The following is a 24014-nucleotide window of genomic DNA, read 5'->3' as shown; positions in this document are numbered from 1 at the left end:
CCAATACGCTGGCAATTCAACTTAAGCAAGGCACGCCAAAAAATGGCTTGGGTCTATCCGCACGCAGACAACGAATCAGGTTGACTGTCTACTAGGGTTCCGGTCGCCGAAGGATCAATTCGGCCGATGTCTGGTCCGAGAGTGCCCCGGCCTCGCAAGAGGCTCCACGGAGGGATAAAAGCCCGGGAGAACGATGTACCAATCGTATTTTCCTGCGCCCGTCCCTCACCTTCAGGAGCCTCGTCATGACATCATCCGGTTTTTCTTCTTCACGCAACGCTGCGCCGTCGTTGCTCGGTCGTCTGTTCAAGCCTGCACTGGGTCTGGCGGTTGCCCTGGCGGCGGCATCGGCATTCGCCGCCGGCCCGGCGAGCATGAAAATTGGCACTGTGGTCTGGATCGGGTACGGCCCTTTTTATGTGGCTGACGCGCTCGATTTGTACAAAAAATACAACCTCAAGGTGTCGCTGCAGGTCTTTAACGATCCGGCCCTGATTCCGTCGGCCATGGCGTCGGGCGCGCTGGACGGCGCCATGCTGACCTATGACCAGGTGGTCGGCCAGGTGGCCGGCGGCAAGGCGCAAAAGGTGGTGATGCCGATTGACTATTCCAACGGTGGCGACGCCATTGTGGCGGAGAGCAGCATCACCAAAGTGACCGACTTCAAGGGCAAGAAGGTGGGCTTCAATCCCCTGTCGCCATCGGACTTTCTGCTGTCTTATGCGCTCAAGACGAACGGCATGACCGACAAGGACATCGTGGCGGTCAACATGACGCCCGAGGGCGTACCGGCCGCGATGGCCTCGGGCCAGATGCCCATCGGCGTGACCTACGAGCCCAGCTTGTCGCAGATTCTCGGCCAGGGCGACGGCAAGAAGTTCAAGGTGGTGTTTTCATCCAGAAATGCCCCCGGTCTGATTGCCGACGTGCTGGTGTTTGACGACAAGGCCATCAAGGCCAAACCGGCGGAAATTGCCGGCATCATGAAGGCCTACCTGGACGGCCTGGCCTACATGAAAGCCAAGCCCGATGAGTCGGCCAGGATCATCGGCAAGTTCATGGGCGTCTCGGCCAAGGAAGTCAAGGAACAACTCCTTGGCGTGTACAACATCCCGCTGGCCGAAATGCCCAAGGCTTTCGTCAAGGCCAAGGAAACCACCTCGTATTTCGCCAGCGGCGAGATCATCGGCCAGTTGCTCAAAGCCAAGGGCCAGATCACCGCAGTGCCGCCGATCGAAACCACGTTCGACGCGCAGTTCGTCACCGCGCTGACCAAGAAGTAAATCCCTGCGGGCGTTCGCTGTGCGCGTCCCCGCGGACGGGCACCGCGGGACCGCACCATGAAAAAAGGTTGCATCATGAAGCAGGTTTTCCGCTATCCCGAAGGGGTCTGGCCCAATGTGGCCGCTCTGGCCCTGACGCTGCTGGGCTACGGCGCCGGTGTGGCGCTGCTGGGCCAGCCGAACTGGGGCCTGAACGCCCTGGGCTTTTTGCTGGTCGCGCAGACCCTGGTCTGGTCGGCCTATTTCATTCATGAATTTGCCCATCAGGCCATCTTCAAGACGCCGGCTGCCAACCAGCGCTGGGGCACCGTGATGAGCTGGATCAACGGCAGCTGCTATGCCACATTTGCCGACATGCGGCGCAAGCACATGCGCCACCATGTGGAGAGGGCCGATGTGATTACCTTCGATGTGCGCGGCTTCCTGCTGCGCGCGCCGGCCTGGCTGCGAAACGGCGTGCTGGCGCTGGAATGGGCTTATTTTCCGGCCGTGGAGTTCCTGATGCGGGCCTTTGTCGTGGTGCTGCCTTTTCGTGACGAGCGCCGGCATGCGGCGCGCGGGCGCGTGCTGGCCATCGCCGCCGTTCGCCTGAGCCTGCTGGCGGCGCTGGGCTGGTGGTCGGTCAAGGCGCTGCTGCTGTACTTCGCGGCTTACCTGGTGTTTGTCACCGTGCTGCGCTTTGCCGACTGTTTTCAGCACACCTACGACGCCTATCCGATTCTGGACGACCAGCCGGTGCCTGGCGACAAACTGCGCGACCGCGCCTACGAGCAAGCCAACACCTACAGCGACATCGTGGGCCTGAACAGCAAATGGCTCAACCTGGTCTGGCTGAACTTTGGCTTTCACAACGCGCACCACGAGCGGCCCACGGCGCCCTGGCACCGCCTGCCGGCTTTTCACCGCGAGCTTTATCCCGACAGTTACGCGCAGGTCGTCACGGTGCGTGAGCTGCTGCACAGTTTTCACGTCAATCGCGTCAAGCGCGTGCTGGCCAGCGACTACGGCCACATCCAGGCCCCGGGCGCAAGCGGACGCACGCATGGTTTTCTGGGCGCCGTTGGCGTGTCTTTCCTGACGGCGGTCTAGCGTGGCACCGTGCTATGCCCTGGAGGGCAAAACCGTGGTGCTGACCGGTGCAGGCGGCGGCATTGGCCGTGCGCTGGCGCACGCGTTTGCCGCCCAGGGCGCCAGCCTGATGCTGCTGGACCGCGAGGCAGACAGCCTGCTGCGCCTTGCCGATGCGCTGGCCGCGCCAAACAAGGTCAGCACGGCCGTGTGCGACCTGGGCGACGACGCGCAGGTTTCCATGCTGGCTTCGCAGTTGCAGGCGCAAGGCGCGCGCGTCGATGTGCTCATCAACAATGCCGGCAGCGAATACCCGACACCGATCGACAGCAGCGCGCCCGACGCGATGGCGCGCTGGGCCGGTTTGCTGGACAACAACGTGGTCAGCATGGTGCGCCTGACGCGCGCGCTGCTGCCGCTGATGCCCGCCGGGGCCAGCGTCATCAACCAGTCGTCAATCTGGGGCAAGACCGGCGTGGCCGACTTTTCGGCCTATGTGGCCAGCAAGCACGCGGTGATCGGCCTGACGCGGTCGCTGGCCTTTGAGCTCGCAGCGCGCGGCATCCGCGTCAATGCGGTCTGTCCGGGCTGGATCCGCACCGATGCCGCCCTGCGCTCGCTGGCCAGCATGGCGCAGCAGCAAGGCCGCAGCGAAGCCGAGATCGAGCGCGAACTGCTGTCCCGGCAGGCCCTGCCGGCCATGCTGGCGCCAGCTGACATTGCCGGAATCTATCTCTTCCTGGCCAGCGTCGATGCGGCGCCGCTGACCGGCCAGGCCATCGTGGTGAGCAACGGCGAGGTGATGGGCTGATGACTGCGGCGTTCGAGCTGTCCCTGTCCGGCCGCACCGCGCTGGTGACCGGGGCCAGCAGCGGTATCGGGCGCGCCATCGCGCTGGCCTTTGCGCAGGCCGGCGCGGCCGTGCTGGTCAACCATCTGGGGCGGGCTGACGAGGCCGCCGCACTCGTGCGCGAGATCCACAGCCTGGGCGCCCAGGCCTGGGCGATCGAGGCCGATGTCAGCCGGTCGGCCGATGTGGCCGGTCTGGCGGCACAGGCCGCGCAGCGTTGCGGCACCGTCGACGTGCTTGTCAACAACGCCGGCATCATCCAGGAAAAACCATTTCTCGACACCACAGAGGACGACTGGGACCGCATGCTGGCCGTCGACCTGAAGTCGGTGTTCCTGACCGCGCGCGCCTTTTTTCCTGGCATGGAGGCGCAGGGGCACGGCGTCATCATCAACATCGCCTCTGACCTGGCCGTGCTGGGGCGCGAACACTACGCGCCCTACTGCGCCGCCAAGGCCGGCGTGATCGGCCTGACGCGGGCGCTGGCGCGCGAGTTCGCCCCGGCGATCCGTGTCAATGCGATTGCACCGGGGCCGGTCAACACGGCCATGATGTCGCTCGACGCCATGAGCCCGCAGTGGCTCGCCAAGGAGTTGGACATCCCCCAGCGGCGCATTGCCGAGCCGGACGAGATTGCCGCCACCGCGCTGTTTCTGGCCTCTGACCTGTCGCGCTTTTACTGTGGCCAGGTGCTCGGCCCCAATGGCGGCTCGGTCATGGGCTGAACCGGATTGACCACGCCGTGACGCCGTCTCTATCCGTTTCACCCCGACCTGCCGCCTGGCCGGTGGCCGTGCTGCTGTTTTCCTCGTCGCTCTGGGGGTTGTCCTGGTGGCCGCTCAAGCAGTTTGTGGCGATGGGCCTGTCCGGCCCGGTGCTCTCGCTGCTGGCCTATGGCCTGGTCAGCCTGTGCACCTTCATGCTGCTGTGGCGCGAGCGGGCTGCCTGGCGTTCGCAAACCGGCCTGCTGCTGGCGCTGGCGCTGGTGGGGGGCTGGGCCAACACGTCTTTTGTCTACGCGCTGATGCTGGGCGACGTGGTGCGCGTGATGTTTTTGTTCTACCTGTCGCCGGTCTGGTCCGTCCTGGGCGGCTGGCTGTTCCTGGGCGAGCGGGTGCGTCGCCGGCGCATCATCGCGGTCGCGCTGGCGCTGACCGGTTTGTGGTTCGTGATTGGCGGTGTCCGCGCCTTGCAGTCGCCGCTGAGCACGGCCGACTGGCTGGCCTTGTCGGCGGGCCTCGCGTTTGCGGGCAACAACCTGATTGCGCGCGCGGCGCAGGCGATTCCGCTGCGTTCCAAGACGGTGGCCGTGTTCCTGGGCTGCAGCGTGCTGGCGCTGGCCGCCGTGCTCGGGCAGGGCGCTGCCGTGCCGGCCGTGTCGGCACCGGTTTTACTGGCCGTGCTGGCCTATGGCTTTGTCTGGCTGCTGCTGGCCACGGCCACCTGGCAGTACGGCGTGACCCATCTGGAAAGCGGCCGCGCCGGCATCGTCATGGTGGCCGAATTGCTGGTGGCCGTGCTCAGTGCGACCTGGCTGGGCAGCGAACAGATGTCGCCTGTTGAATGGCTGGGCGGCGCCCTGATTGCCCTGGCCGCGCTGGTCGAAGCCACCGACGCCGGCGAGCCCGGCCTGCCACTTGTCACTGTTCCAAAGGAGTCAACATGAGCACCGTCTGGATGAACGAATTGTCCTGGGTCGATTACCAGGCCCGCATGACCGGGGACAAGCCCCCGGTTTTCCTGCCGGTCGGCGCGCTGGAGCAGCACGGCCCGCACCTGCCGCTGGGCACGGATGCGCTGCTGTCGGCCGCCGTGGCCTTTGACGCCGCCGTCCGGGTCGGCGGCCTGGTGGCGCCTACCTTGTCGTATGGCTACAAATCCCAGCCCAAGTGCGGCGGCGGCCAGCATTTCTGCGGCACCACCAGTGTGGACGCGGCCACCCTCATCGGCTCGGTGCGCGACGCCGTGCGCGAGTTTGCCCGCCACGGCGTCAACCGGCTGGTGGTACTCAACGGACATTATGAAAACCAGTGGTTCCTCATCGAAGGCATCGACCTGGGTTTGCGCGATGTCGGGCCCGGCGCCACGCTGGAGGTCATGCGGCTGGAATACTGGGATTTCATGACCCCTGCAACGCTGACGCATGTTTTTCCCGAAGGCTTCCCGGGTTTTGCGCTGGAGCATGCGGCCGTGATGGAAACCTCCATGATGCTGCACTACCACCCGTCGCTGGTGCGGCTGGACCTGATTCCCGACGACGGACCGGCCGATTTTCCGCCCTACGACATCTACCCTGCGCGCAGCGACTGGGTGCCGCCATCGGGCGTGCTGTCGTCGGCGCGTGGCGCGGACGCGGCCAAGGGCCGGCTGCTGGCGCAGGAAGTTTCGGCGCGCATCGCCCAGGCCATTGCCACCGGCTTTCGCTGAAATCGGGCTGGCCGTGAAACCTCTTGCCTGGACGATTGAAGTCGCCGACACGGCGCTGCTGGTGATCGACATGCAGCGCGATTTTTGCAGTCCGCACGGCTACGCGGCGCGCGCCGGGCTCGATGTGGCGCGGCTGGCCGGGCCCATCGGTCAGATCCGCCGGCTGCTCGACGCCGCGCGGGGCGCGGGCCTGCTGGTCGTGCACACGCGAGAAGGTCACCTGCCCGACCTGTCCGATTGCCCGGCCGAAAAAATGCAGCGCAGCCGGCAGGCCGGCGCGCCCATCGGCAGCGTTGGGCCCATGGGCCGGCTGCTGGTGCGCGGCGAATACGGGCATGACTTCATTGACGAGTTGCAGCCGGCCACAGGTGAAGCGGTGATTGACAAGCCCGGCTACGGCGCGTTCTACCAGACCGGGCTGGCGCAGCTGTTAACGAACCGCTGCATTCGCCAACTGATTGTCTGCGGCGTCACCCCGAGGTGTGCGTGCATTCGACGCTGCGCGAAGCGGTGGACCGGGGCTATGCCTGCGTCACCGTGGCCGATGCCACTGCCGCGAGCGATCCCGCCTTGCAGGCGCCGGCGCTGGCAATGATCGGCGTCGAGGGCGGGATTTTCGGCCGTGTGGCCACCACCGATCAATTGCTGCAAGCGCTACGCGGCGCGCCCAGCCACAAAGAGATCCCATGACCCAAGTCAAAAAATTATGGCCCTTACTGACCGCAACGCATCGCTACGACAAGTCCATCTCGACCTTCAACCGCGGCCGCGGCCAGCAGATTGAAGCGCCCATCCTGGCCTACCTGATTGAAACGGCCAACGGACGCATCCTTTACGACGTGGGTTGCGACCATGCCAAGATCAACGACCCGTTGGCAAGTGCCCGTTACTACGACCCGGCGGTGTTCGAGTTCGGCGCGCCGGAGATGCGTGATGAGCAGCGCATTCCCCGCCATCTGGCGCGCCTGGGGCTTACGCCAGCCGATGTCGATGTGATTTTCATTGGCCACCTGCATTTCGACCATGCCGGCGGGCTCAAGGACTTGCGGCGCTGCGGCTGCGGAGCGGAGATTCATGTGCAGCGCGATGAAATGGCGGTGGCGCGCAGCGGCGCCGACCGGGCGGTCTTTGCCGACGACCTGCAGGACGAGGCCGGCGCGCCGCTGCAGTTCAGGCTCAGGCAGGGCGAGTACACGCTGCTGCCCGGCGTGCATGCGGTGGCCTCGCCGGGGCACACCGTCGGCCACATGTCGATGCTGGTCGAACTCCCCAAGGGGCCGCCGGTGCTGCTGGCCGGCGATGCCGCCGATCTGCAGGAAAACCTCGATGACGAGGTGGCGCCTGGTACCTTGTGGCAGGCCCGCGAACAGCAGGCCGTGGACAGCATCCGCAAGCTGAAGGCGCTGGCCGTTGAGACCGGCGCCCGCATCTGGCCCAACCACGACATGGCGTTTTACCGTTCGCTGCCGGTCTTTCCGATGGCCTGCGAATGAGCGCGGTTCAAACCGGCGTCTTGCCAGGCGCCGGCGGGTCTGCCGTGCCGGACCGCTACCGCGGTGTTTGGGCACGCACGCTGCTGGAAGCACCGGGGGTGCGCGACGACCGCAGTTTTGTACGCTGGCTGCAGACCAGTGTCTGGCATGCCGACCTGCGCATTCCCCTGATGGCCCGGCCCGTGACCGCACAGGCGCCAGGTGCGCAGCCCGGACAGCCACTGGCGCTCAGGCTTGCCGCCCAGCAGGGATTTTGCGGCATGACCCAAGTCCGGCAGCAGGCGGCAGGAGAAGTCTGCACCTGGCACCGCCTGAGCGACTTTCAGCCGGCACGGGAGGCGGCGGATGCTGGCGTGATGCTCTTTGACGGGCCTGATCGTGTGATTGAAACGGGCCTGCATGCGTCGTATCTCGAGGTCTGGGAGCGCCTGCCCGGTTCCACCGGCCGGTCCATTGTGCTGGCCGGCCTGGACGAAACAGGGCAGGACAATGCCGAAAGGGTGCTGGTGGCGGGCCGTTATCTGATGCGTGTTCGTCCCCGGCGCCTGGCCTTGTCGCCTGACAGAGAAACGGAGCCATCGCTGGCCGATGTTGTTGCCCGGCATCCTGATATGGCCCGCGAGATACTGGATTTTGAAATCTCCTTTGGCCGCCTTGACGCCGGCCGCTGGACGATCGAGCATTCCACGCTGCCTGAACTCGAAGGCCGCAGCCTGCCTTGCCGGTTGCACCACGAGTCCGAATTTCAGGCGCGAATCGAGGGCGATTTTTCAACCTTACCCTGGCAGGTCATTGAGTGGGACTGCACAGATTCAAGCATTTAGGCCCTGGAATCTGCCAGAAAAGGGCGATGGCCCGGAATAGGCCTCATGGGAGTGCGTTTTCCCTGATTTGGTGCACATCACTTGATGTTCAACAAGGCGAATGGCCCAGATGACGGCTGTTGCATCGCGACAGGTTGACCCTGATGCCAGAAATCTGGCATTGAATTTGCTTATTGTCTTGCAAGAGAGGTGTCGTGCTGATTACAGCGCCACTTTACTTGTCAGACCGCTAGGGTTCCGGGCGCCATGTCGAATGGCGCTGTCTGGTCCGAGAGCTGTCGGCCGCATTCATGCGGCTCCACGGAGGGATAAAAGCCCGGGAGGAGATGGTGTGTATCGCCGTCCTCTCTTGGCTTTTTCCTTCAACTTCTGGAGCCCGCATTGTCCGAAAAATTTTTGCCACCCGCGCGCCCGGGCATCTGGCGCATCGCGGGTCATCTATCCCGACGGCAGTACTGGATGTTTGCCGCGCTGGGGCTGTTGCTTCCCTTCGCCGCCTGGGCGGCCCTTTCTGCCTCGGGCTGGGTTGACCCGATGTTCCTGCCCGGGCCATTGAACGTGTTCACCCGCATGGTGACCTGGCTGCTCGAGGATGACCTGATGGGGGATGCTGCGATAAGCATCTACCGGGTCGCTGCTGGCTTTTTGTTGTCAGCTGCATTGGCCTTGCCGCTGGGTCTGCTGATCGGGGCCTTCCGCCCAGTCGAGGCCCTGCTCGAACCCCTGACCGATTTCATCCGCTATATGCCGGCCGTGGCCTTCATTCCCCTGGTCATGCTGTGGCTGGGCATTGGTGAAAGCGCCAAGATATCCATCATCTTCATCGGCACATTTTTCCAGATGGTGCTGATGGTGGCCGAGAACGTCCGGCAGGTGCCGATGGCGCAGATCGAAGCGGCCCTCACGATGGGCGCAACGCGCTACGAAATGATCCGCCTGGTGCTGTCGCAATCGGCCAAGCCGGCGATGCTCGACACGCTGCGCATCACGATGGGCTGGGCCTGGACCTACCTGGTGGTGGCCGAGCTGGTGGCTGCCAATTCCGGCTTGGGTTATGCCATTTTGAAGGCGCAACGCTACCTGAAGACCGACACGATTTTTGGCGGAATCATTTTGATCGGGGTGATTGGCCTGTTGATCGACCAGGGCTTTCGCTGGCTGCATCGCCGTCTGTTCCCCTGGTCACAGGCGAGAGGCTAAAACCATGTCCAAAGTCAACATCAAAAATGTCGGCAAGATATTCGCTGCCGCCGCCGGCCAGATCCCCGCGCTGCAGGACGTGAACCTCAGCATTGAAGACAACGAGTTCGTCACGCTCGTGGGGGCGTCGGGCTGCGGCAAATCGACTTTGTTGCGGATTCTTGCCGGGCTCGAATACCGCACCAGCGGCGAGGTGCTGTGCGATGGCCAGTCGATCAACAGCCCGGGCGCAGACCGCGCCATGGTGTTCCAGCACTACAGCCTGTATCCCTGGCTCAGCGTTATCGACAACATCAAGTTCAGCCGCCAACTCAAGGTCAACCGGGAAAATCTGACGTCCTCCGACGTGGAAGCCGCCTCCGGGCGCGCCGATGCGCTGCTGAACCTGATCGGCCTGAGCAAGGTGAGTTCGGCCTATCCGAACCAGTTGTCGGGCGGCATGCAGCAGCGGGTGGCGATTGCCCGGGCCCTGATGGGCCGGCCTTCGATCTTGCTGATGGATGAGCCTTTCGGCGCCCTGGACGCGCAGACGCGCGAGGTCATGCATGACCTGATCCTGCACATTCACCGGGTTGAAAAAACCACCATCATCTTTGTCACCCACGACGTGGAAGAAGCCATCTACCTGGGCCAGCGCGTGGTGCTGATGCAGCCGCGCCCCGGACGCATCCACAGCACGTTCGCGGTACCGCTGCCGGCCCAGCGCACCCAGGAGATGAAACACACGGCGCCGTTTCGCGAACTGCGTGCCGAGATCCTGGCGCGCATCCGGCAGAGCACCGGCATCACCACCGACCTGGACAGGCTTGACCAGCTCAACCTGCAAGGCACTTCAGCCTGAGGTCATTGCCCCCGTTATCCCCTCTTTCTTTACAAGCGATCAAGCCATGTCAACCACTTTTGCCAATTTGCCTGCGCTGGCCCGCGCAGCGGTGCCCGATATATCCACCACCTTTGCGCCCGAGCGGGTGCTGTGGGAGGAAACACTGCCCGGCGGCTGCCACTGGTCGGGCGTGCTGCGCCGCGGCAATACGCTGCGACTCTCCGACCTGCAGGGCTGCGCCAATGTCTCGGCGCTGTTTTTCAACCAGGAAGAAAAGACCGAGCGTTACAACATGCCTGACACGCTCAAGGCACAGCACACGGCTTTTCTCACAAGTGGTCATGCCTGCTACTCGGACATGGGACGCATCCTGTGCTCGATTCCCGAAGACAGCTGCGGCTGGCACGACACCTTCAGCGGCGTGCTCGACGCGGCCAGCCTGGAAAAAAAGTACGGCCAGGCGCGCTACCAGGAACACCGCAACGGCATGTACCGCAGCGGTCTGGATGGGTTGCTGGTGGAGTTGAACAAATGGGGCCTGGGCCGGCGCGATGTGGGCGCCAATGTCAATTTCTTCAGCAAGGTGAGCGCCGATCAGGGCGGCAAGCTGCATTTCGAGACGGCCCACCGGCAGCCAGACCAGCATGTCGATCTGCGTTTCGAGATGAATGTGTTGGTGGTGCTTTCCGCAGCGCCGCATCCGCTCGATCCGGCGCCGGTCTATGCCCCGGGCGCGGTCAAGCTCACGGCCTGGCGCTCCGGCACGGCGGGCGCCCAGGATGTGTGCCGGCTGTCATGCCCGGAAAACGACCGGGGTTTCATCAACACCGAGCGCTGGTTTCTTTAAACCAGCACGTCGGCCACTGCTTTCGCTTTCGATCCATCATTCCAAGGAATCCCACCATGTCTGCCACCATTCAGGCCAGCGCACTCGATCCCGCACAGGCCACCCTGGACGAAACCATTCCCGCCGGCGAGCCATGGATGCAGCGGCTCAGCAAGGGCCAGATTTTTCGCATTGTCGATCTCGAAGGCAACCAGGCCGTCGATACGCTGTTCTTCAACGCCGACGACCCCGAAGAGCACTACAGCCTGACGCACACCATTCAGGCACAGGGTGCGCTCTACCTGGGCCTGGGCTCCGTCCTCATGTCGAGCGAAGGCCGGCCCCTGCTGACCATTGTGGCCGACACCTGCGGCCGCCACGACACGCTGGGCGGCGCCTGCTCGTGCGAAAGCAATACCGTGCGCTACGCCCTGGAAAAACGCGCCATGCACAGCTGCCGCGACAACTTCATGGCGGCCATCGCGCACAACCCGTACGGACTGCACAAGCGCGACATGGCCTCCAACATCAATTTCTTCATGAACGTGCCGGTCACCCCAAACGGCGGTCTGACTTTCGAGGACGGCATCTCCGCGCCCGGCAAGTATGTCGAGATGCGTGCCGAGACGGACGTGATCGTGCTGGTGTCGAACTGCCCGCAGCTCAACAACCCGTGCAATGCCTACAACCCCACGCCGGTACGCTGCCTGGTCTGGGACGCCGCTTAACAACTTCCGGGTGCCGGACGACCGGCGCCCCTTCCTGACTGGCAGGACGACCTGCCGCTTGCCGTGAGCCGATCATGTTCAAAAAAGTTCTTGTTGCCAACCGGGGTGCGATTGCCTGCCGCATCATCCGCACCCTGCGCCGCATGGGTGTGGGCGCCGTGGCGATCTATTCCGAAGCCGATGCCGATTCGGCCCATGTGGCCGCAGCCGATGAAGCGGTTTGCATTGGCCCGGCGGCCGTCAGCGGCAGCTACCTGGCGATGCAGCGCATCATCGAGGCGGCGCTGGCCAGCGGCGCGCAAGCCATCCATCCTGGCTACGGTTTTCTTTCGGAAAATGCCGGTTTTGTCGAGGCCTGCGAAGCCGCCGGGTTGGCCTTTATCGGCCCCACGCCGCAACAGATGCGGGTCTTTGGCCTCAAGCACACGGCGCGCGCGCTGGCGACGCAGGCCGGCGTGCCCCTGCTGCCCGGCACCGGCCTGCTGTCCGGCCTGGACGACGCGCTGGCGCAGGCGCAAACCATCGGCTATCCGGTGATGCTCAAGAGCAGTGCGGGCGGCGGCGGCATCGGCATGCAGATGTGCCGCCATGCCGAAGAACTTCGCGCTGCTTTCGATTCGGTCAAGCGGCTGGCGCAAGCCAACTTTTCCGATGCCGGCGTGTTCCTGGAGCGCTTCATCACCGACGCCCGCCACATCGAGGTGCAGATTTTCGGTGACGGCGCGGGTGGCGTGCTGGCGCTGGGCGAGCGCGATTGTTCTTTGCAGCGTCGCAACCAGAAGGTGGTCGAGGAAACGCCGGCGCCCAACCTGCGCGAGGAGGTGCGCCAAGCCCTGCTGGAAACGGCGCGCAAGCTGGCCCGCACCGCCTGCTACCGGTCGGCCGGCACCGTCGAGTTCGTCGTCGATGCCGCCACGCAGGAATTCTTCTTTCTCGAAGTCAATGCACGCCTGCAGGTCGAGCACGGGGTGACCGAGGCCGTCACCGGCGTGGACCTGGTGGAATGGATGGTCCGCCTGGCCGCCGGGGACATGCCGCCCCTGCACACGCTGGCGGTGGTGCCGCGCGGCCATGCGGTGCAGGCGCGCCTGTATGCCGAGGATCCGGCCAAGAATTTCCAGCCCTCGACCGGACTGCTGACCGAGGTGTATTTTCCGAACGACCTGCGGGTGGACACCTGGATTGAACGCGGCACCGAGGTCAGCGCGCATTACGACCCGATGCTGGCCAAGCTGATCGCGCATGGCGACGACCGCGAGCAGGCGCTGGCCAGGCTGGACCAGGCCCTGGGCCAGACCCGCATCGCGGGGCTGGAGTCCAATCTTGACTACCTGCGCGCCCTGATGCGCTTTGCGCCCTTTTTGCAAGGGCGGCACACGACGCAAAGCCTGGCCGGTTTCGCGGCACCCAGCGAGGCGATTGATGTGCTCAGCCCGGGCGTGCAAACCTCGGTGCAGGACTGGCCGGGCCGGCTCGGCTACTGGGATGTGGGGGTGCCCCCCTCCGGGCCGATGGACGGACTGGCGCTGCGGCTGGCCAACCGGCTGCTGGGCAATCCCGAGGGCGCGGCGGCGCTGGAAATCACGGTCGCCGGGCCGACTCTGAGCTTTCGCAGCGCGCGGCAGATCGCTGTCACCGGCGCGCCTATCGAGTTGCTGCTGGACGGTGCGTCCGTGCCCATGGGCCGGGCGCTGGGGGTGCAGGCTGGTCAGACGCTGCGCGTCGGCCGTGTCACGGGCACGGGCTGCCGGGCCTATCTGGCGGTGAGCGGCGGCCTTGATGTGCCGGTTTACCTGGGCAGCCGGTCGACCTTCACGTTGGGCCAGTTCGGCGGCCATGGCGGCCGGGTGTTGCGTGCCGGTGATGTGCTGCATCCGGGCCAGACCGCCGGCTTGCCCGTCATGGAGGCTGATACAGCGGCGGCCTTGACACCGGTGTTCGGCGCGCACTGGGATATCGGCGTACTGGTCGGGCCGCATGCCGCCCCCGACTTCTTCACGCCGGAAGATATGGAAATGTTCTTTGCCACCGACTGGCAGGTGCATTACAACTCCAGCCGCACCGGCGTTCGGCTGATCGGTCCGAAGCCGGCCTGGGCCCGACGCGATGGCGGGGAGGCCGGTCTGCACCCTTCGAACATCCACGACAACGCTTACGCCATCGGCGCGATCGACTTCACCGGCGACATGCCGGTGATCCTCGGGCCTGACGGTCCGAGCCTGGGCGGCTTTGTCTGCCCGGCCACCGTCGTGCAGGCTGAACTGTGGAAGCTGGGCCAGTTGTCGCCCGGCAATACCGTGCGGTTCAAGCCCTTGCGTCAACAGGAGGCGGCCGAACTGGCGCGTGCCCAACATGCGGCGCTGACCGTGCCGGCGGCCGCAGAGGCCGAGCGGGTGGTGACGGTTTCGGCGCAAAGCCAGCCCCTGGACGGCGCGGTGCTGCACCGTTCGCCCGCCAAGGAAAACGGCGTCGAGGTGGTGTACCGGCGCGCCGGCGACGCCTATGTGCTGATCGAGTTCGGTGAGCTCCAGCTGGACCTGACGCTGCGCTTCCTGGTACATGCCCTGATGACGCGCCTGCAGGACTGGCGCGACGAAGGCCAACTGCGCGGCGTGATCGACCTGACGCCGGGTATCCGCTCGCTGCAGGTGCATTACGACGCGCTGCAGTTGCCGCTGCCGGCCCTGATGGACCAGCTGCTGCAGGCCCAGGCCGGACTGGCGGCGGCCGATGACATCGAGGTGCCGAGCCGCACCGTCTGGCTGCCGCTGTCCTGGGACGACCCGGCCACCAAGCTGGCGATTGAAAAATACATGCAGTCGGTCAGCGCCGATGCGCCCTGGTGCCCGAGCAATATCGAGTTTATCCGCCGCATCAACGGCCTGCCCGACATCCAGGCGGTGTATGACATTGTGTTCGACGCCAGCTACATGGTGCTGGGCCTGGGTGATGTGTACCTGGGCGCGCCGGTCGCCACACCGCTGGACCCCCGGCACCGGCTGGTGACCACCAAGTACAACCCGGCCCGCACCTGGACGCCGGAAAACGCCGTCGGTATCGGCGGCGCCTATATGTGCGTCTATGGGATGGAAGGCCCGGGCGGCTACCAGTTCGTCGGCCGCACGGTGCAGATGTGGAATCGCTGGCGGGTGACGCGTGATTTTCAGGAAGGCAAGCCTTGGCTGCTGCGGTTTTTCGACCAGATCCGTTTCTACCCCATGGGTGCCGAGGAACTGCTGGCCTACCGCAAGGAGTTCGTGGCGGGGCGTGCCGCGCTGCGGATCGACGAAGGCGTTTTCCGCCTCTCGGATTACCAGCGTTTCCTGCGCGAAAACGATGCATCGATCAGGGACTTCAAACAAGGGCAGCAGGCGGCGTTCGAGGCCGAGCGCGAGCGCTGGCGTCTTGCGGGCGTGTCCGAGGCGCCCGATGCCGGCAGCGCCGCAGAGGCAGAGGCCCAGGCGGCCGCTGCCCAGGCCTTTGAAGGCGAAGTGGTGGCGTCCCAGGTTGCGGGCGGCGTGTGGTCTGTGCTGGTGGCGGTGGGCGCTGACGTGACGGCCGGGCAGGCGCTGCTGGTGATCGAGTCCATGAAAATGGAAATCACCGTGCATGCCCATTGCGCTGGCCGTATCGAGCAGCTGCTGTGCGTGGAGGGCCAGTCCGTGACGGCAGGCCAGCCGCTGGTGTTGATGTGCTGATGTGCTGATGTGTTGAACAAGGAAATGACGATGCGACTTGATCTTTCAATTCCCGCCCTGCGGGCCCGCTACCTCGATGGCAGCCTGACACCCGCGCAACTGGTGGAGCAGCTCGATGCGCAGATGCGCGCAGAAGACGCCGCCCTGGACCGGCATGTCTGGATTCGCCGCCTGACGCTCGATGAAATGCGCGCCCATGCCGCGGCCCTGGACGGGCGCGATCCGAAGACCTTGCCGCTGTACGGCATTCCGTTTGCCATCAAGGACAACATCGACCTGGCAGGCATTCCCACCACGGCCGCCTGCCCGGCGTTTGCCTATACGCCCCAGGCCAGCGCCACCGTGGTGCAGCGCCTGATCAAGGCCGGGGCCATCCCGGTCGGCAAGACCAATCTTGACCAGTTTGCCACCGGCCTGGTGGGGGTGCGCTCGCCGTATGGCGCCTGCCGCAACAGCCTGAACCCGGACTATGTGTCGGGCGGGTCCTCCGCTGGCTCAGCCGTTTCGGTCGCGCTCGGTCTGGCGAGCTTTTCGCTGGGCACCGACACCGCCGGCTCGGGCCGCGTGCCGGCCATGTTCAACAATCTGGTCGGTCTCAAGCCGACCTGCGGCCGGATTCCCGCCACGGGCGTGGTGCCGGCCTGCCGCACGCTCGATGTGGTGTCGGTGTTCGCGCTGACCGCAGGTGATGCCGCCACGGTGCTGGGGGTGGCGCAGGGCGAGGATCCGCTGGATGCGTATTCGCGCGACCTGCCGCCTTACGGCCATGACTTTGGCGCGGCCAGCAGTTTCCGGTTCGGCGTGCCACGCCCGGCCGACCTTGAGTTTCACGGCAACCCCGACGGCCCTGCGCAGTTCGCCCAGGCGGTCGCCCACTTGCAGGCGCTGGGCGGCACGCCGGTGGAGGTCGATCTCACGCCGTTTCGCGCCGTCGCGACCCTGCTCTATGAAGGCCCCTGGGTGGCCGAGCGTTACCAGGCCATCCGCTCCTTTATCGAGGCGCAACCAGAAGCGCTGCATCCTGTCACGCGCGCCATCACCGAGAAGGGCGCGCAGATTTCAGCACCGGAGACCTTTGCGGCGCTTTACCGCCTGAAGGAACTCCAGCGGCAGACCCGGCCGGTCTGGCAAGACATCGACTGCCTGGTCACGCCCACAGCCAGCACCATCTACACCATCGATGCGGTGCAGGCCGACCCCATCCGGCTCAATTCCAACCTGGGCCACTACACCAACTATGTGAACCTGCTCGACCTGGCTGCGGTTGCCGTGCCGACCGGCTTCATGTCTGACGCCATGGCGGGCATGCCCTGGGGCGTGACATTGGTCGCGCCTGCCGGCCAGGACCTGCCCCTGCTATCGCTGGCGGCACGCCTGCACGCGCGCACCGTGTCCACGGTGGGCGCCATGCCGCATGCGCCGCACTGCCTGGCCAGCGCCCTGCCGGACGGCCTGCAATTTGCGTCCGGCCTGGTCCGGGTGGCGGTCTGCGGCGCGCATCTGAGCGGCCTGCCGCTGAACGGGCAATTGACGCAACGCGGCGCCCGACTCGTGCGGGAGGTGCGCAGCGCCCCCTGCTACAAGCTGTTTGCGCTGCCCGGCGGCCCGCCCCAGCGACCCGGCATGCTGCGGGTTGATGCGGGCGGCTCCGCCATCGAGATGGAAGTATGGGAACTGCCCGCAAGCGAATTTGGCTCTTTTGTGGCCGGCATTCCCGCTCCCCTGGGCATCGGGACGGTGGCACTGGAGGACGGCAGCCCGGTGCAGGGCTTTGTCTGCGAGGCGCATGCCGCTGCGCAGGGACAGGACATCACCCACTTCGGCGGATGGCGCCGCTATCTGGGCAGCCTGGCGTGAGCTCAGTCTGTCTGGGATGAACCGGTGGCGAGCAGGACGGCCAGCAGGATCAGGCCGCCGCCGAACAGCGTGCGCGGTGACAATTCGCCTGCGCCGAGCAGGACCGATGAGGCGCTGGCAAACACCACCTCCGACAGCATGATGAGCGAGGTGGTGCTCGCGCGCAGGCGCGAGGCGCCGTACTGCAATGCCAGGTTTCCGGCCAGAAATGCCAGGCTGAGGAGCACGGTAACGCCAATCCAGGCAACGCCGGGCGCGGGCGGTGCCGCCATCAGGCCCAGACCCGTCCCAATGGCCGCCGTTCCGGTCGCCATGAGCGCCCCGCCGCCAAACATCGCCAGGATGCGTGATTCGCCGGGCGTGTGGTTGAGCTGGCGGAGCAAGATGTTGGTCAGTGCAAAGGTGAAGCCGCCCATGATGGCCAGCCAGTCCGCCAGGCTCTCGGGCACGGGCCAAGGCGATGCGGGTGTCTTCAGCACCACGACCAGTCCGGCCAGGGCCAGTGCGAGCCGCAGCAGTGAGCCGGCGCCCGGCTTTTCCCCCAACATGGGCCAGGCCAGCAATACCACCCAGGCCGGCATCAGGTAAAACAGCAGCACGACGCGCACCACGTCGCCCGTCGTGACGGCCCAGTTGAACCCCAGATTGGTCAACCCGGAGGCGGCCAGCAGCAGCCACAGCATCGGATGCTGTAAAAAGCCGCGCCAAGCGCCGGGTCTGACCGCCAGCAGACACAGCAGTGAAAAGACAAAGATGAAGGCCGTCGCCCACAGGGGGTGCACGCCATGGCCCTGCAATTGGCGAAACGGCCACCACGAAACGCCCCAGACGAAAGCGTTCAACACCAGCGCGCAGGCCGCCAGCGTGGCCGCCCGCCCTTGCGTGACGCGGGCCGGATTCGAGCCAGCCATTAATGCGACTTGTCGCTGCGGGCAATGCTCATCAGGTGATCAAGCTGCACCTTGTGCTTGATGGTGTTGCTCTTGTGCCAGCGCTGGATCAGCCACATGAAGCCGGCCACCACGACACCGAAGCCGGTGATCGCGCCAAAGGCTGACAGGCCCAGGCCGGTGGACAGGCTGTAGCCTGCGCCCAGGCTCAGGATGCAAGCCTGCTCGTTAAAGTTCTGCACGGCAATCGAGCGGCCGGCGCCCATCAGGTTGTGCCCCCGGTGCTGCAACAGCGCGTTCATCGGCACCACCAGGAAGCCGCCCAGGCCGCCCAGCAAAATCAGGAAGGGCGCGGCCACCCAGACGTTGTCGATGAAGTTCATGCCGATCACCAGCAGGCCCATGGCAATTCCCAGCGGCATGACCTTGGTGGCATGCTCCAGCTGCATGCGCATTGACGCCAGAATGGCACCGACCGCCGTGCCGATCGCCACCACGCCCACCAGCGACGACGCCTGCGTGGTGCTGTAGCCCAGCGCTGCTGCGCTCCAGGCCAGCACGATGTAGCGCAGGTTGCCTGACACCCCCCAGAACAGCGTCGTGGTGGCCAGGGAAATCTGGCCCAGCTTGTCGTGCCAGAGTGCCGAATTGCAGTTCCAGAAATCAGGCAGCAGCTCGAGCTTGTTGCGCGGCATGGGACGCATCTCGACACCGGTGTCGGGGATGCGCAGGTTGAACCAGGCGGCAATCGCATACAGCAAGATCAGCAGGCTGATGGCCGCTTCGGGCGCGGTGTCGATGCCGGTGTTGATAAGCGGAATATCAATCGCCAGCAGATGGCTGGAGACGGCATGGCCCACCAGTTGGCCGCCCAGCAGCACGCCCAGGATGATCGACGCGATGGTCAGGCCTTCAATCCAGCCGTTGGCTTTCACCAGCTGCGAAGCTGGCAGCAGTTCGGTCAGGATGCCGTACTTGGCAGGCGAATAGGCGGCTGCGCCCAGTCCGACAATGGCATAAGCCAGCAGCGGGTGCGAGCCGAACAGCATCATCAGGCAGCCGACGACCTTGATGGCATTGCTGGCAAACATGACGTTTCCCTTGGGCCGGGCGTCGGCGTAGGCGCCGACAAACGGCGCCAGAATGACGTAGAAAAGCGCAAACATCGGCACCAGCGCGGCCGGTTGCCATTTGGGAGCCCCACTGGTTTTGAGGAGTTCTACAGCCGCTACGAATAGCGCGTTGTCAGCCAGCGAACTGAAAAACTGGGCTGCCATGATGGTGTAAAAACCGCGCTTCATTGAACTGTATTGATCACCGCAAAAAATGCACCGGTGGGTCCGGTGTCTCAAGATAGGGGGTGAATGTCTCCAAAATATCGCTGTTTATAGCATGGGGGCCAGATGTCAAAATGAAGGGCGGCCCGCCGTGTGATGCAAGCCCTGACTGCATCCGCCCGGACCTGCCCGCCCTTTGCGTGTCTTTGTCAGTTTTTGCCACCCATTCCTGTTCTTAACCACTTTCATTGCGCCATGCCACGTCCCATTCTTGCCACCGTCCACACCGCCGCCCTCAGTCACAATCTTGCGCGGGTGCGCGCTGCCGCGCCGGATTCCCGCGTCTGGGCCGTTGTCAAGGCGAATGCCTACGGCCATGGCATCGAGCGTGTTTTTGACGCGCTGCGCAGCGCCGACGGATTTGCGCTGCTGGACCTGGCCGAGGCGCAGCGTCTGCGCGCGCTCGACTGGCGTGGCCCCATCTTGCTGCTCGAAGGCTGCTTTGACGCGCGTGACCTGGAGCTGTGCTCGCGCCTGGGGCTGTGGCACACCATCCACTGCAATGAGCAGATTGACCGGCTGGCCGCGCACAAGTCGCAGCTGCCGCACCGCGTCTTCCTGAAAATGAACACCGGCATGAACCGGCTGGGTTTCAGGCCCGAGCGCTTTCGCGCCGCCTGGACGCGGCTGAATGCGCTGCCGCAGGTCGAGGAAATCTCGCTGATGCAGCATTTCCCTGATGCCGACGGGCCCAAAGGCATTGACGCGCAGCTGCAGGCCTTCAACGCCGTGACGCACGACCTGCCAGGCGAACGCACGCTCAGCAACAGCGCGGCCATCCTGCGTCACGGCGAGGCACTGTCCGGCTGCTCCGACTGGGTCCGGCCCGGCATCGTGCTGTATGGCAGTGCGCCCGACTTTCCCGCGCACAGCGCAGCCGACTGGGGCCTGCAGCCGACGATGACGCTGTCTTCCCGCCTGATCGGCCTGCAGCAACTGGTAGCCGGCGACACGGTCGGCTACGGTTCGAGTTTTGTCGCCGAAGGGCCGATGCGCATCGGCGTGGTGGCCTGCGGCTACGCCGACGGCTATCCGCGCCACTGCGTCACCGGAACCCCCGTGCTGGTGGGCGGGGTGCGATGCCGCATGGTCGGGCGCGTCAGCATGGACATGATCACCGTCGACCTCACGCCCGTGCCGCAGGCCGGCGTGGGTTCAGAGGTCACGCTCTGGGGCTGCGCCAGCAGCGGCGCCGTGCTGCCGATCGATGACGTGGCGCGTTCGGCCGGCACGGTCGGTTATGAGCTGATGTGCGCGCTGGCCGCGCGCGTGCCGACTGTCGCTGACTGACGGGCGAAAAAGAACTGGCATGTGAAAGGTTTCTCTTAAACCGTCATGCTGAAAGCATCCGGGCGTTTCACGCCCGTCTGTTTTTCAGGGGTATCCGCCGCGGTGCCGATGTTCTCGCCGGTGCCGTCCTGCCGCCATGGCATGGTTTCAACATGTGCTGCCCCAGCCTGCTGCAAACCGGCATCCCCCTTCCTTTTCACTGGCCTGCCGGTATCCGGCGACAGGCTTTCAACAGGAGCAATTCTCGACATGACACTACGCAACCAGATCCAGCTGATCGCCTACCCAGACCGCATGGGCAACAACCTTGCCGACCTGTACAAGGTTATCGACAAGCATTTTTCGCATGTCATTGGCGGCGTTCACATCCTGCCGCCTTACCCGTCGAACGCCGATGGCGGGTTTTCGCCGCTGACGCACAAAGAGATTGATCCCAAGTACGGCAGCTGGGCCGACATCGAGAAAATCTCCAGCCGCTTCGACCTGTGCCTGGACCTGACGCTCAACCACATTTCCGACAAATCCGAAGAATTCAGGGATTTCCAGGCCAAGGGCTACGACTCCGAGCATGCCGACCTGTTCGTCCATGTCGACAAGCTCGGGCCGATCTCGCCCGATGATCTGGCCCGCATCCACATCCGCAAGGAAAAAGAGCCGTTTCGCGAAGTCACCTTTGGCGACGGCACGACCGGCCGGGTCTGGTGCACTTTCACCGAGCACCAGATCGACCTGAACTACCGCTCGCCCAAGACCTACGCGCTGATGGAGGACTACATGAAGTTTCTGGCGGAACGCGGCGTCAAGCTGTTCCGCCTGGATGCGTTTGGCTACACCACCAAGGAAATCGGCACCAGCTGCTTTCTGGTCGAGCCCGACGTGTACGACATCCTCAAGTGGGTCGATGGCGTGGCCCGCGAGAACGGCGCCGAGACGCTGCCCGAAGTGCACGACCACGCCAGCTTCCAGTATGCGATTGCGCTGCACGGCATGCACCCCTACGGTTTTGCGCTGGCGCCGCTGCTGCTGTATTCACTGTTCGACGCCAACAGCGTCTACCTCAAGCAATGGCTGCGCATGTGCCCGCGCAACCAGCTCACGGTGCTGGACACGCACGACGGCATCTGCATTCCGGACGTGGAAGGCGTCTTGCCCAAGACCGAGATCCAGGCGGTGATCGACAACGTCAGCCAGCGCAGCGCCGACCCCATCCTTCGCCGCTCGGCCGCCAACGTGCACAGCGTGGGCGCGATTTACCAGCTGACCTGTACCTACTACGACGCGCTCAAGCGCAACGACGACGCCTACATCGCCGCGCGCGCCATCCAGTTCTTTGCGCCCGGCATTCCGCAGGTGTACTACGTCGGTCTGCTGGCCGGCAGCAACGACCATGAACTGATGGAAGCCACCGGCGAGCTGCGCGACATCAACCGGCACTTCTACACGCTGGACGAGGTCGACGAGGCCGTCAAGACGCCTGTCGTGCGGCGGCTGCTCAAACTCATGGCGTTTCGCAGCAGCCATCCGGCATTCGACGGCGTGTTTCACCTGATGTATTCCAACGAAAGCAGCGTGGCCATGTGCTGGCGCAACGGCGAATTCAGCTGCGACCTGTTCGTGGACCTGAAATTCAAGAAGTCCACGATCAATTACGTGGACGTGAAGTCCAAGCGCCGGCTCTCGATGAGCTGCTGAGCCGGCACGGCCTGCACAAGCCGGCTGGAGACAGGCTGCGCTGGCCGATGGCTCCAGCGCAGGGTCGGCTTTCGCAATATCACCGTCCATGACGGCCAGGCGCTGCAGCCGGGCGGTGCTGCAGCGTGCTGCCGCCAAGCCAGGCGGCTGACGGGAAATCCTTGCGCTTTGGTTGCTCTGTATTTAATAGCTGCTTAAGACCGCTCAGTATGCGCAAAAGCCTTGAAATGGCTTAATACAGACCGTGCACCTGCGCCTTTAGCCGCGCCAGGCCGAGCAGCGCGTCGGTGAACGGCGTTGCCACGCCGGTCAACTGGCCCAGTTCCCGCACGGCGGCCACCAGCGCATCGAGTTCCAGCGCCTTGCCGGCTTCCACGTCCTGCAGCATCGAGGTTTTGAAGGCGCCGAGCTTGCGGGTGACCTGGTGCCGGTCTTCGGGCTGCTGGTCAATCGGGATGCCGATACGCGCGCCGATGTCCTTGGCTTCGAGCATCACCTGGGAGATGAAGCCGCGCACCAGTTCGTCGTTCATGATCAGGTCGGTGGTGGCGCCGGTCAGCGCGCTGATCGGGTTGACCGTCATGTTGCCCCAGAGCTTGAACCAGATGTCTTTCTGGATCTGGTCTGACACCGCCACCTCGAAGCCGGATTTTTCCATCCATGCCGCCAGTTGCTGCACGCGCCCGGTTTTCTCGCCCGACGGTTCGCCCAAAATGAGCTTGTTGCCGAAGTGATGGAAAACCTGCCCCGGCTCGTCGACCGAGCAGCTGGCATGCACCACGCATCCGACGATGCGCTGCACCGGCAAGGCTTCGGCCAGCGTGCCTTCCGGGTCCACCGAGGTCAGCCGCGTGCCGGCCAGCGTGCCGCCAAAGCCCTGCAAAAACCACCACGGCACGCCGTTCATCGCTGTCAGCACGGTGGTTTGCGGGCCCAGCAGCGGCGCGATCTGGCGCGCCACGTCGGGCAGTGACGGCGCCTTGACGGCCAGCACCACCAGATCCTGCACGCCCAAGTCAGCCGGCGTGTCGCTGGAGGCGACGGCCTGAGAGGTGACCTGGTTTCCCGTGCGCAGGCGCAGCCCGTGCAACTGCAGCGCGTCAAGCGTGGCACCGCGCGCCACCACGCTGACGCTGCAGCCGGCATGCGCCAGCCCGCTGCCTATCCAGCCGCCAATGGCGCCTGCGCCGTAAATGCAAACTTTCATGGGGAAGGTCTCCAGACGTCGAAATTTAAGAGAAAAAGGCCTTTTCCGCAATAGGTTCATGTGCTGGCAGCTATTGATTAAATAGCGGCTTGGTGCCGGCTCAGGCTGGCGTCATGTGCGTCGCCAGGTTGTTGTGCTTGCCTTCATAAACCGGCGCGCCTTCGTGGACCTGCAATGTCAGCCCGACGGCATGGGCGGCAAACACCGGTGCCAAATGCGCCTTCACGCTGGCCAGCACCGCTTCGCCGGCGCGCGCGATCATGGCCGGGGTGCGGCCCGGCGTGATCAGCAGGTTCAGGTAGATGAAGGCGCGGTCGGGCTGGCCGTCGGCGACTGCAAAATGCGGCGCCGGCCAGGCCATCACGCGCGTGCCGGCCACTGGAAACAGCGGGGCACCGTCGTCATGGCGCAGCGCCACCAGCGTAGCCGCCAGGGTGGTGCACAGCGTGCCCATGTCGGCCGAAGCTTCAAGGTTGGCGGTGTATTCGATCGTCAGGTGCGGCATGGGGAACTCCAAGGAG

23 protein-coding genes and 2 riboswitches are annotated in these 24014 nt (G+C 64.8%); of the genes, 18 read left to right on the top strand and 5 right to left on the bottom strand.

Annotated features, from left to right (window positions below; translation table 11 throughout):
* Positions 1–80 precede the first annotated feature (80 nt).
* Positions 81–191, top strand: a riboswitch (guanidine-I (ykkC/yxkD leader).
* A gap of 54 nt (positions 192–245) precedes the next feature.
* From IWX87_RS15430 to atzF, 16 genes are all read left to right on the top strand, one after another.
* Positions 246–1283 (top strand): ABC transporter substrate-binding protein, encoded by a 1038-nt coding sequence (locus IWX87_RS15430; protein WP_196864414.1) that lies wholly within the window; start codon positions 246–248, stop codon positions 1281–1283.
* A gap of 57 nt (positions 1284–1340) precedes the next feature.
* On the top strand, positions 1341–2372 hold the full coding sequence (locus IWX87_RS15425; protein WP_196864413.1) for a fatty acid desaturase: 1032 nt from the start codon (positions 1341–1343) through the stop codon (positions 2370–2372).
* A 1-nt stretch (position 2373) separates the two neighbouring features.
* Positions 2374–3162, top strand: a complete 789-nt coding sequence (locus IWX87_RS15420; RefSeq protein WP_280757253.1) for an SDR family oxidoreductase — start codon at positions 2374–2376, stop codon at positions 3160–3162.
* The gene (locus IWX87_RS15415; RefSeq protein ID WP_196864412.1) at positions 3162–3926 is read left to right on the top strand and encodes an SDR family NAD(P)-dependent oxidoreductase; all 765 of its coding nucleotides are present in this window, start codon (positions 3162–3164) and stop codon (positions 3924–3926) included. The genes IWX87_RS15420 and IWX87_RS15415 overlap by 1 nt, the downstream gene beginning before the upstream one ends.
* A 17-nt stretch (positions 3927–3943) precedes the next feature.
* Positions 3944–4867: a DMT family transporter gene (locus IWX87_RS15410; protein ID WP_196864411.1), complete on the top strand. Its 924-nt coding sequence runs from the start codon at positions 3944–3946 to the stop codon at positions 4865–4867.
* On the top strand, positions 4864–5628 hold the full coding sequence (locus tag IWX87_RS15405) for a creatininase (protein ID WP_196864410.1): 765 nt from the start codon (positions 4864–4866) through the stop codon (positions 5626–5628). The genes IWX87_RS15410 and IWX87_RS15405 overlap by 4 nt, the downstream gene beginning before the upstream one ends.
* A 13-nt stretch (positions 5629–5641) precedes the next feature.
* A complete protein-coding gene (locus IWX87_RS20065; protein WP_280757251.1) occupies positions 5642–6223 on the top strand; it encodes an isochorismatase family cysteine hydrolase in 582 nt (193 codons plus the stop codon).
* On the top strand, positions 6139–6318 hold the full coding sequence (locus IWX87_RS19910) for a hypothetical protein (protein ID WP_348535214.1): 180 nt from the start codon (positions 6139–6141) through the stop codon (positions 6316–6318). Before IWX87_RS20065 ends, IWX87_RS19910 begins: the two co-directional genes overlap by 85 nt.
* Positions 6315–7121, top strand: coding sequence for an N-acyl homoserine lactonase family protein (locus tag IWX87_RS15395; RefSeq protein ID WP_196864409.1), 807 nt, complete (start codon positions 6315–6317; stop codon positions 7119–7121). Before IWX87_RS19910 ends, IWX87_RS15395 begins: the two co-directional genes overlap by 4 nt.
* The gene (locus IWX87_RS15390) at positions 7118–7945 is read left to right on the top strand and encodes a hypothetical protein (protein WP_196864408.1); all 828 of its coding nucleotides are present in this window, start codon (positions 7118–7120) and stop codon (positions 7943–7945) included. Before IWX87_RS15395 ends, IWX87_RS15390 begins: the two co-directional genes overlap by 4 nt.
* A gap of 218 nt (positions 7946–8163) precedes the next feature.
* Positions 8164–8270: riboswitch (guanidine-I (ykkC/yxkD leader) on the top strand.
* Positions 8271–8326: 56 nt separating this feature from the next.
* Entirely contained in the window at positions 8327–9145 is an 819-nt protein-coding gene (locus tag IWX87_RS15385; protein WP_231374830.1) for an ABC transporter permease, read from the top strand.
* 4 nt (positions 9146–9149) lie between these two features.
* A complete protein-coding gene (locus tag IWX87_RS15380) occupies positions 9150–9986 on the top strand; it encodes an ABC transporter ATP-binding protein (RefSeq protein ID WP_196864407.1) in 837 nt (278 codons plus the stop codon).
* Between the two features lie 46 nt (positions 9987–10032).
* Positions 10033–10815: an urea amidolyase associated protein UAAP1 gene (locus IWX87_RS15375; RefSeq protein WP_196864406.1), complete on the top strand. Its 783-nt coding sequence runs from the start codon at positions 10033–10035 to the stop codon at positions 10813–10815.
* 56 nt (positions 10816–10871) lie between these two features.
* Positions 10872–11522 (top strand): urea amidolyase associated protein UAAP2, encoded by a 651-nt coding sequence (locus IWX87_RS15370; protein WP_196864405.1) that lies wholly within the window; start codon positions 10872–10874, stop codon positions 11520–11522.
* 71 nt (positions 11523–11593) lie between these two features.
* The gene (gene uca, locus IWX87_RS15365) at positions 11594–15220 is read left to right on the top strand and encodes an urea carboxylase (RefSeq protein WP_196864421.1); all 3627 of its coding nucleotides are present in this window, start codon (positions 11594–11596) and stop codon (positions 15218–15220) included.
* 30 nt (positions 15221–15250) lie between these two features.
* The gene (gene atzF / locus IWX87_RS15360; protein ID WP_196864404.1) at positions 15251–17077 is read left to right on the top strand and encodes an allophanate hydrolase; all 1827 of its coding nucleotides are present in this window, start codon (positions 15251–15253) and stop codon (positions 17075–17077) included.
* A 2-nt stretch (positions 17078–17079) separates the two neighbouring features.
* Here atzF and IWX87_RS15355 read toward each other — a convergent pair whose 3' ends face one another.
* Together IWX87_RS15355 and lplT are read right to left on the bottom strand one after the other, a co-directional pair.
* A complete protein-coding gene (locus IWX87_RS15355) occupies positions 17080–17988 on the bottom strand; it encodes a DMT family transporter (protein ID WP_196864403.1) in 909 nt (302 codons plus the stop codon).
* The gene (lplT, locus tag IWX87_RS15350) at positions 17988–19268 is read right to left on the bottom strand and encodes a lysophospholipid transporter LplT (RefSeq protein ID WP_196864402.1); all 1281 of its coding nucleotides are present in this window, start codon (positions 19266–19268) and stop codon (positions 17988–17990) included. The genes IWX87_RS15355 and lplT overlap by 1 nt, the downstream gene beginning before the upstream one ends.
* 231 nt (positions 19269–19499) lie before the next feature.
* Between lplT and alr the strand changes: the two genes are divergently transcribed.
* A complete protein-coding gene (gene alr, locus IWX87_RS15345; RefSeq protein ID WP_196864401.1) occupies positions 19500–20594 on the top strand; it encodes an alanine racemase in 1095 nt (364 codons plus the stop codon).
* 35 nt (positions 20595–20629) lie between these two features.
* Here the strand turns inward: alr and IWX87_RS15340 are convergent, their stop codons facing one another.
* Positions 20630–20845 carry a hypothetical protein gene (locus tag IWX87_RS15340; RefSeq protein ID WP_196864400.1) on the bottom strand — a complete coding sequence of 72 codons (216 nt, stop codon included), beginning with the start codon at positions 20843–20845 and terminating at the stop codon, positions 20630–20632.
* Here IWX87_RS15340 and gtfA point away from each other — a divergent pair.
* The gene (gene gtfA, locus IWX87_RS15335) at positions 20844–22286 is read left to right on the top strand and encodes a sucrose phosphorylase (RefSeq protein WP_196864399.1); all 1443 of its coding nucleotides are present in this window, start codon (positions 20844–20846) and stop codon (positions 22284–22286) included. The two genes, IWX87_RS15340 and gtfA, sit on opposite strands and share 2 nt — an antisense overlap.
* 232 nt (positions 22287–22518) lie before the next feature.
* Here gtfA and IWX87_RS15330 read toward each other — a convergent pair whose 3' ends face one another.
* Both IWX87_RS15330 and IWX87_RS15325 read right to left on the bottom strand, forming a co-directional pair.
* Positions 22519–23493, bottom strand: a complete 975-nt coding sequence (locus IWX87_RS15330; protein ID WP_196864398.1) for a 2-dehydropantoate 2-reductase — start codon at positions 23491–23493, stop codon at positions 22519–22521.
* 100 nt (positions 23494–23593) lie between these two features.
* On the bottom strand, positions 23594–23998 hold the full coding sequence (locus IWX87_RS15325) for a 5-carboxymethyl-2-hydroxymuconate Delta-isomerase (protein ID WP_196864397.1): 405 nt from the start codon (positions 23996–23998) through the stop codon (positions 23594–23596).
* Positions 23999–24014: the final 16 nt, after the last annotated feature.

It is taken from the genome of Polaromonas sp. CG_9.7, assembly GCF_015752205.1.
Taxonomy (GTDB): Bacteria; Pseudomonadota; Gammaproteobacteria; order Burkholderiales; family Burkholderiaceae_C; genus Polaromonas.
The sequence above is the reverse complement of the archived record's forward strand: the minus strand, read 5'-3'. Positions and strand labels throughout refer to the sequence as shown.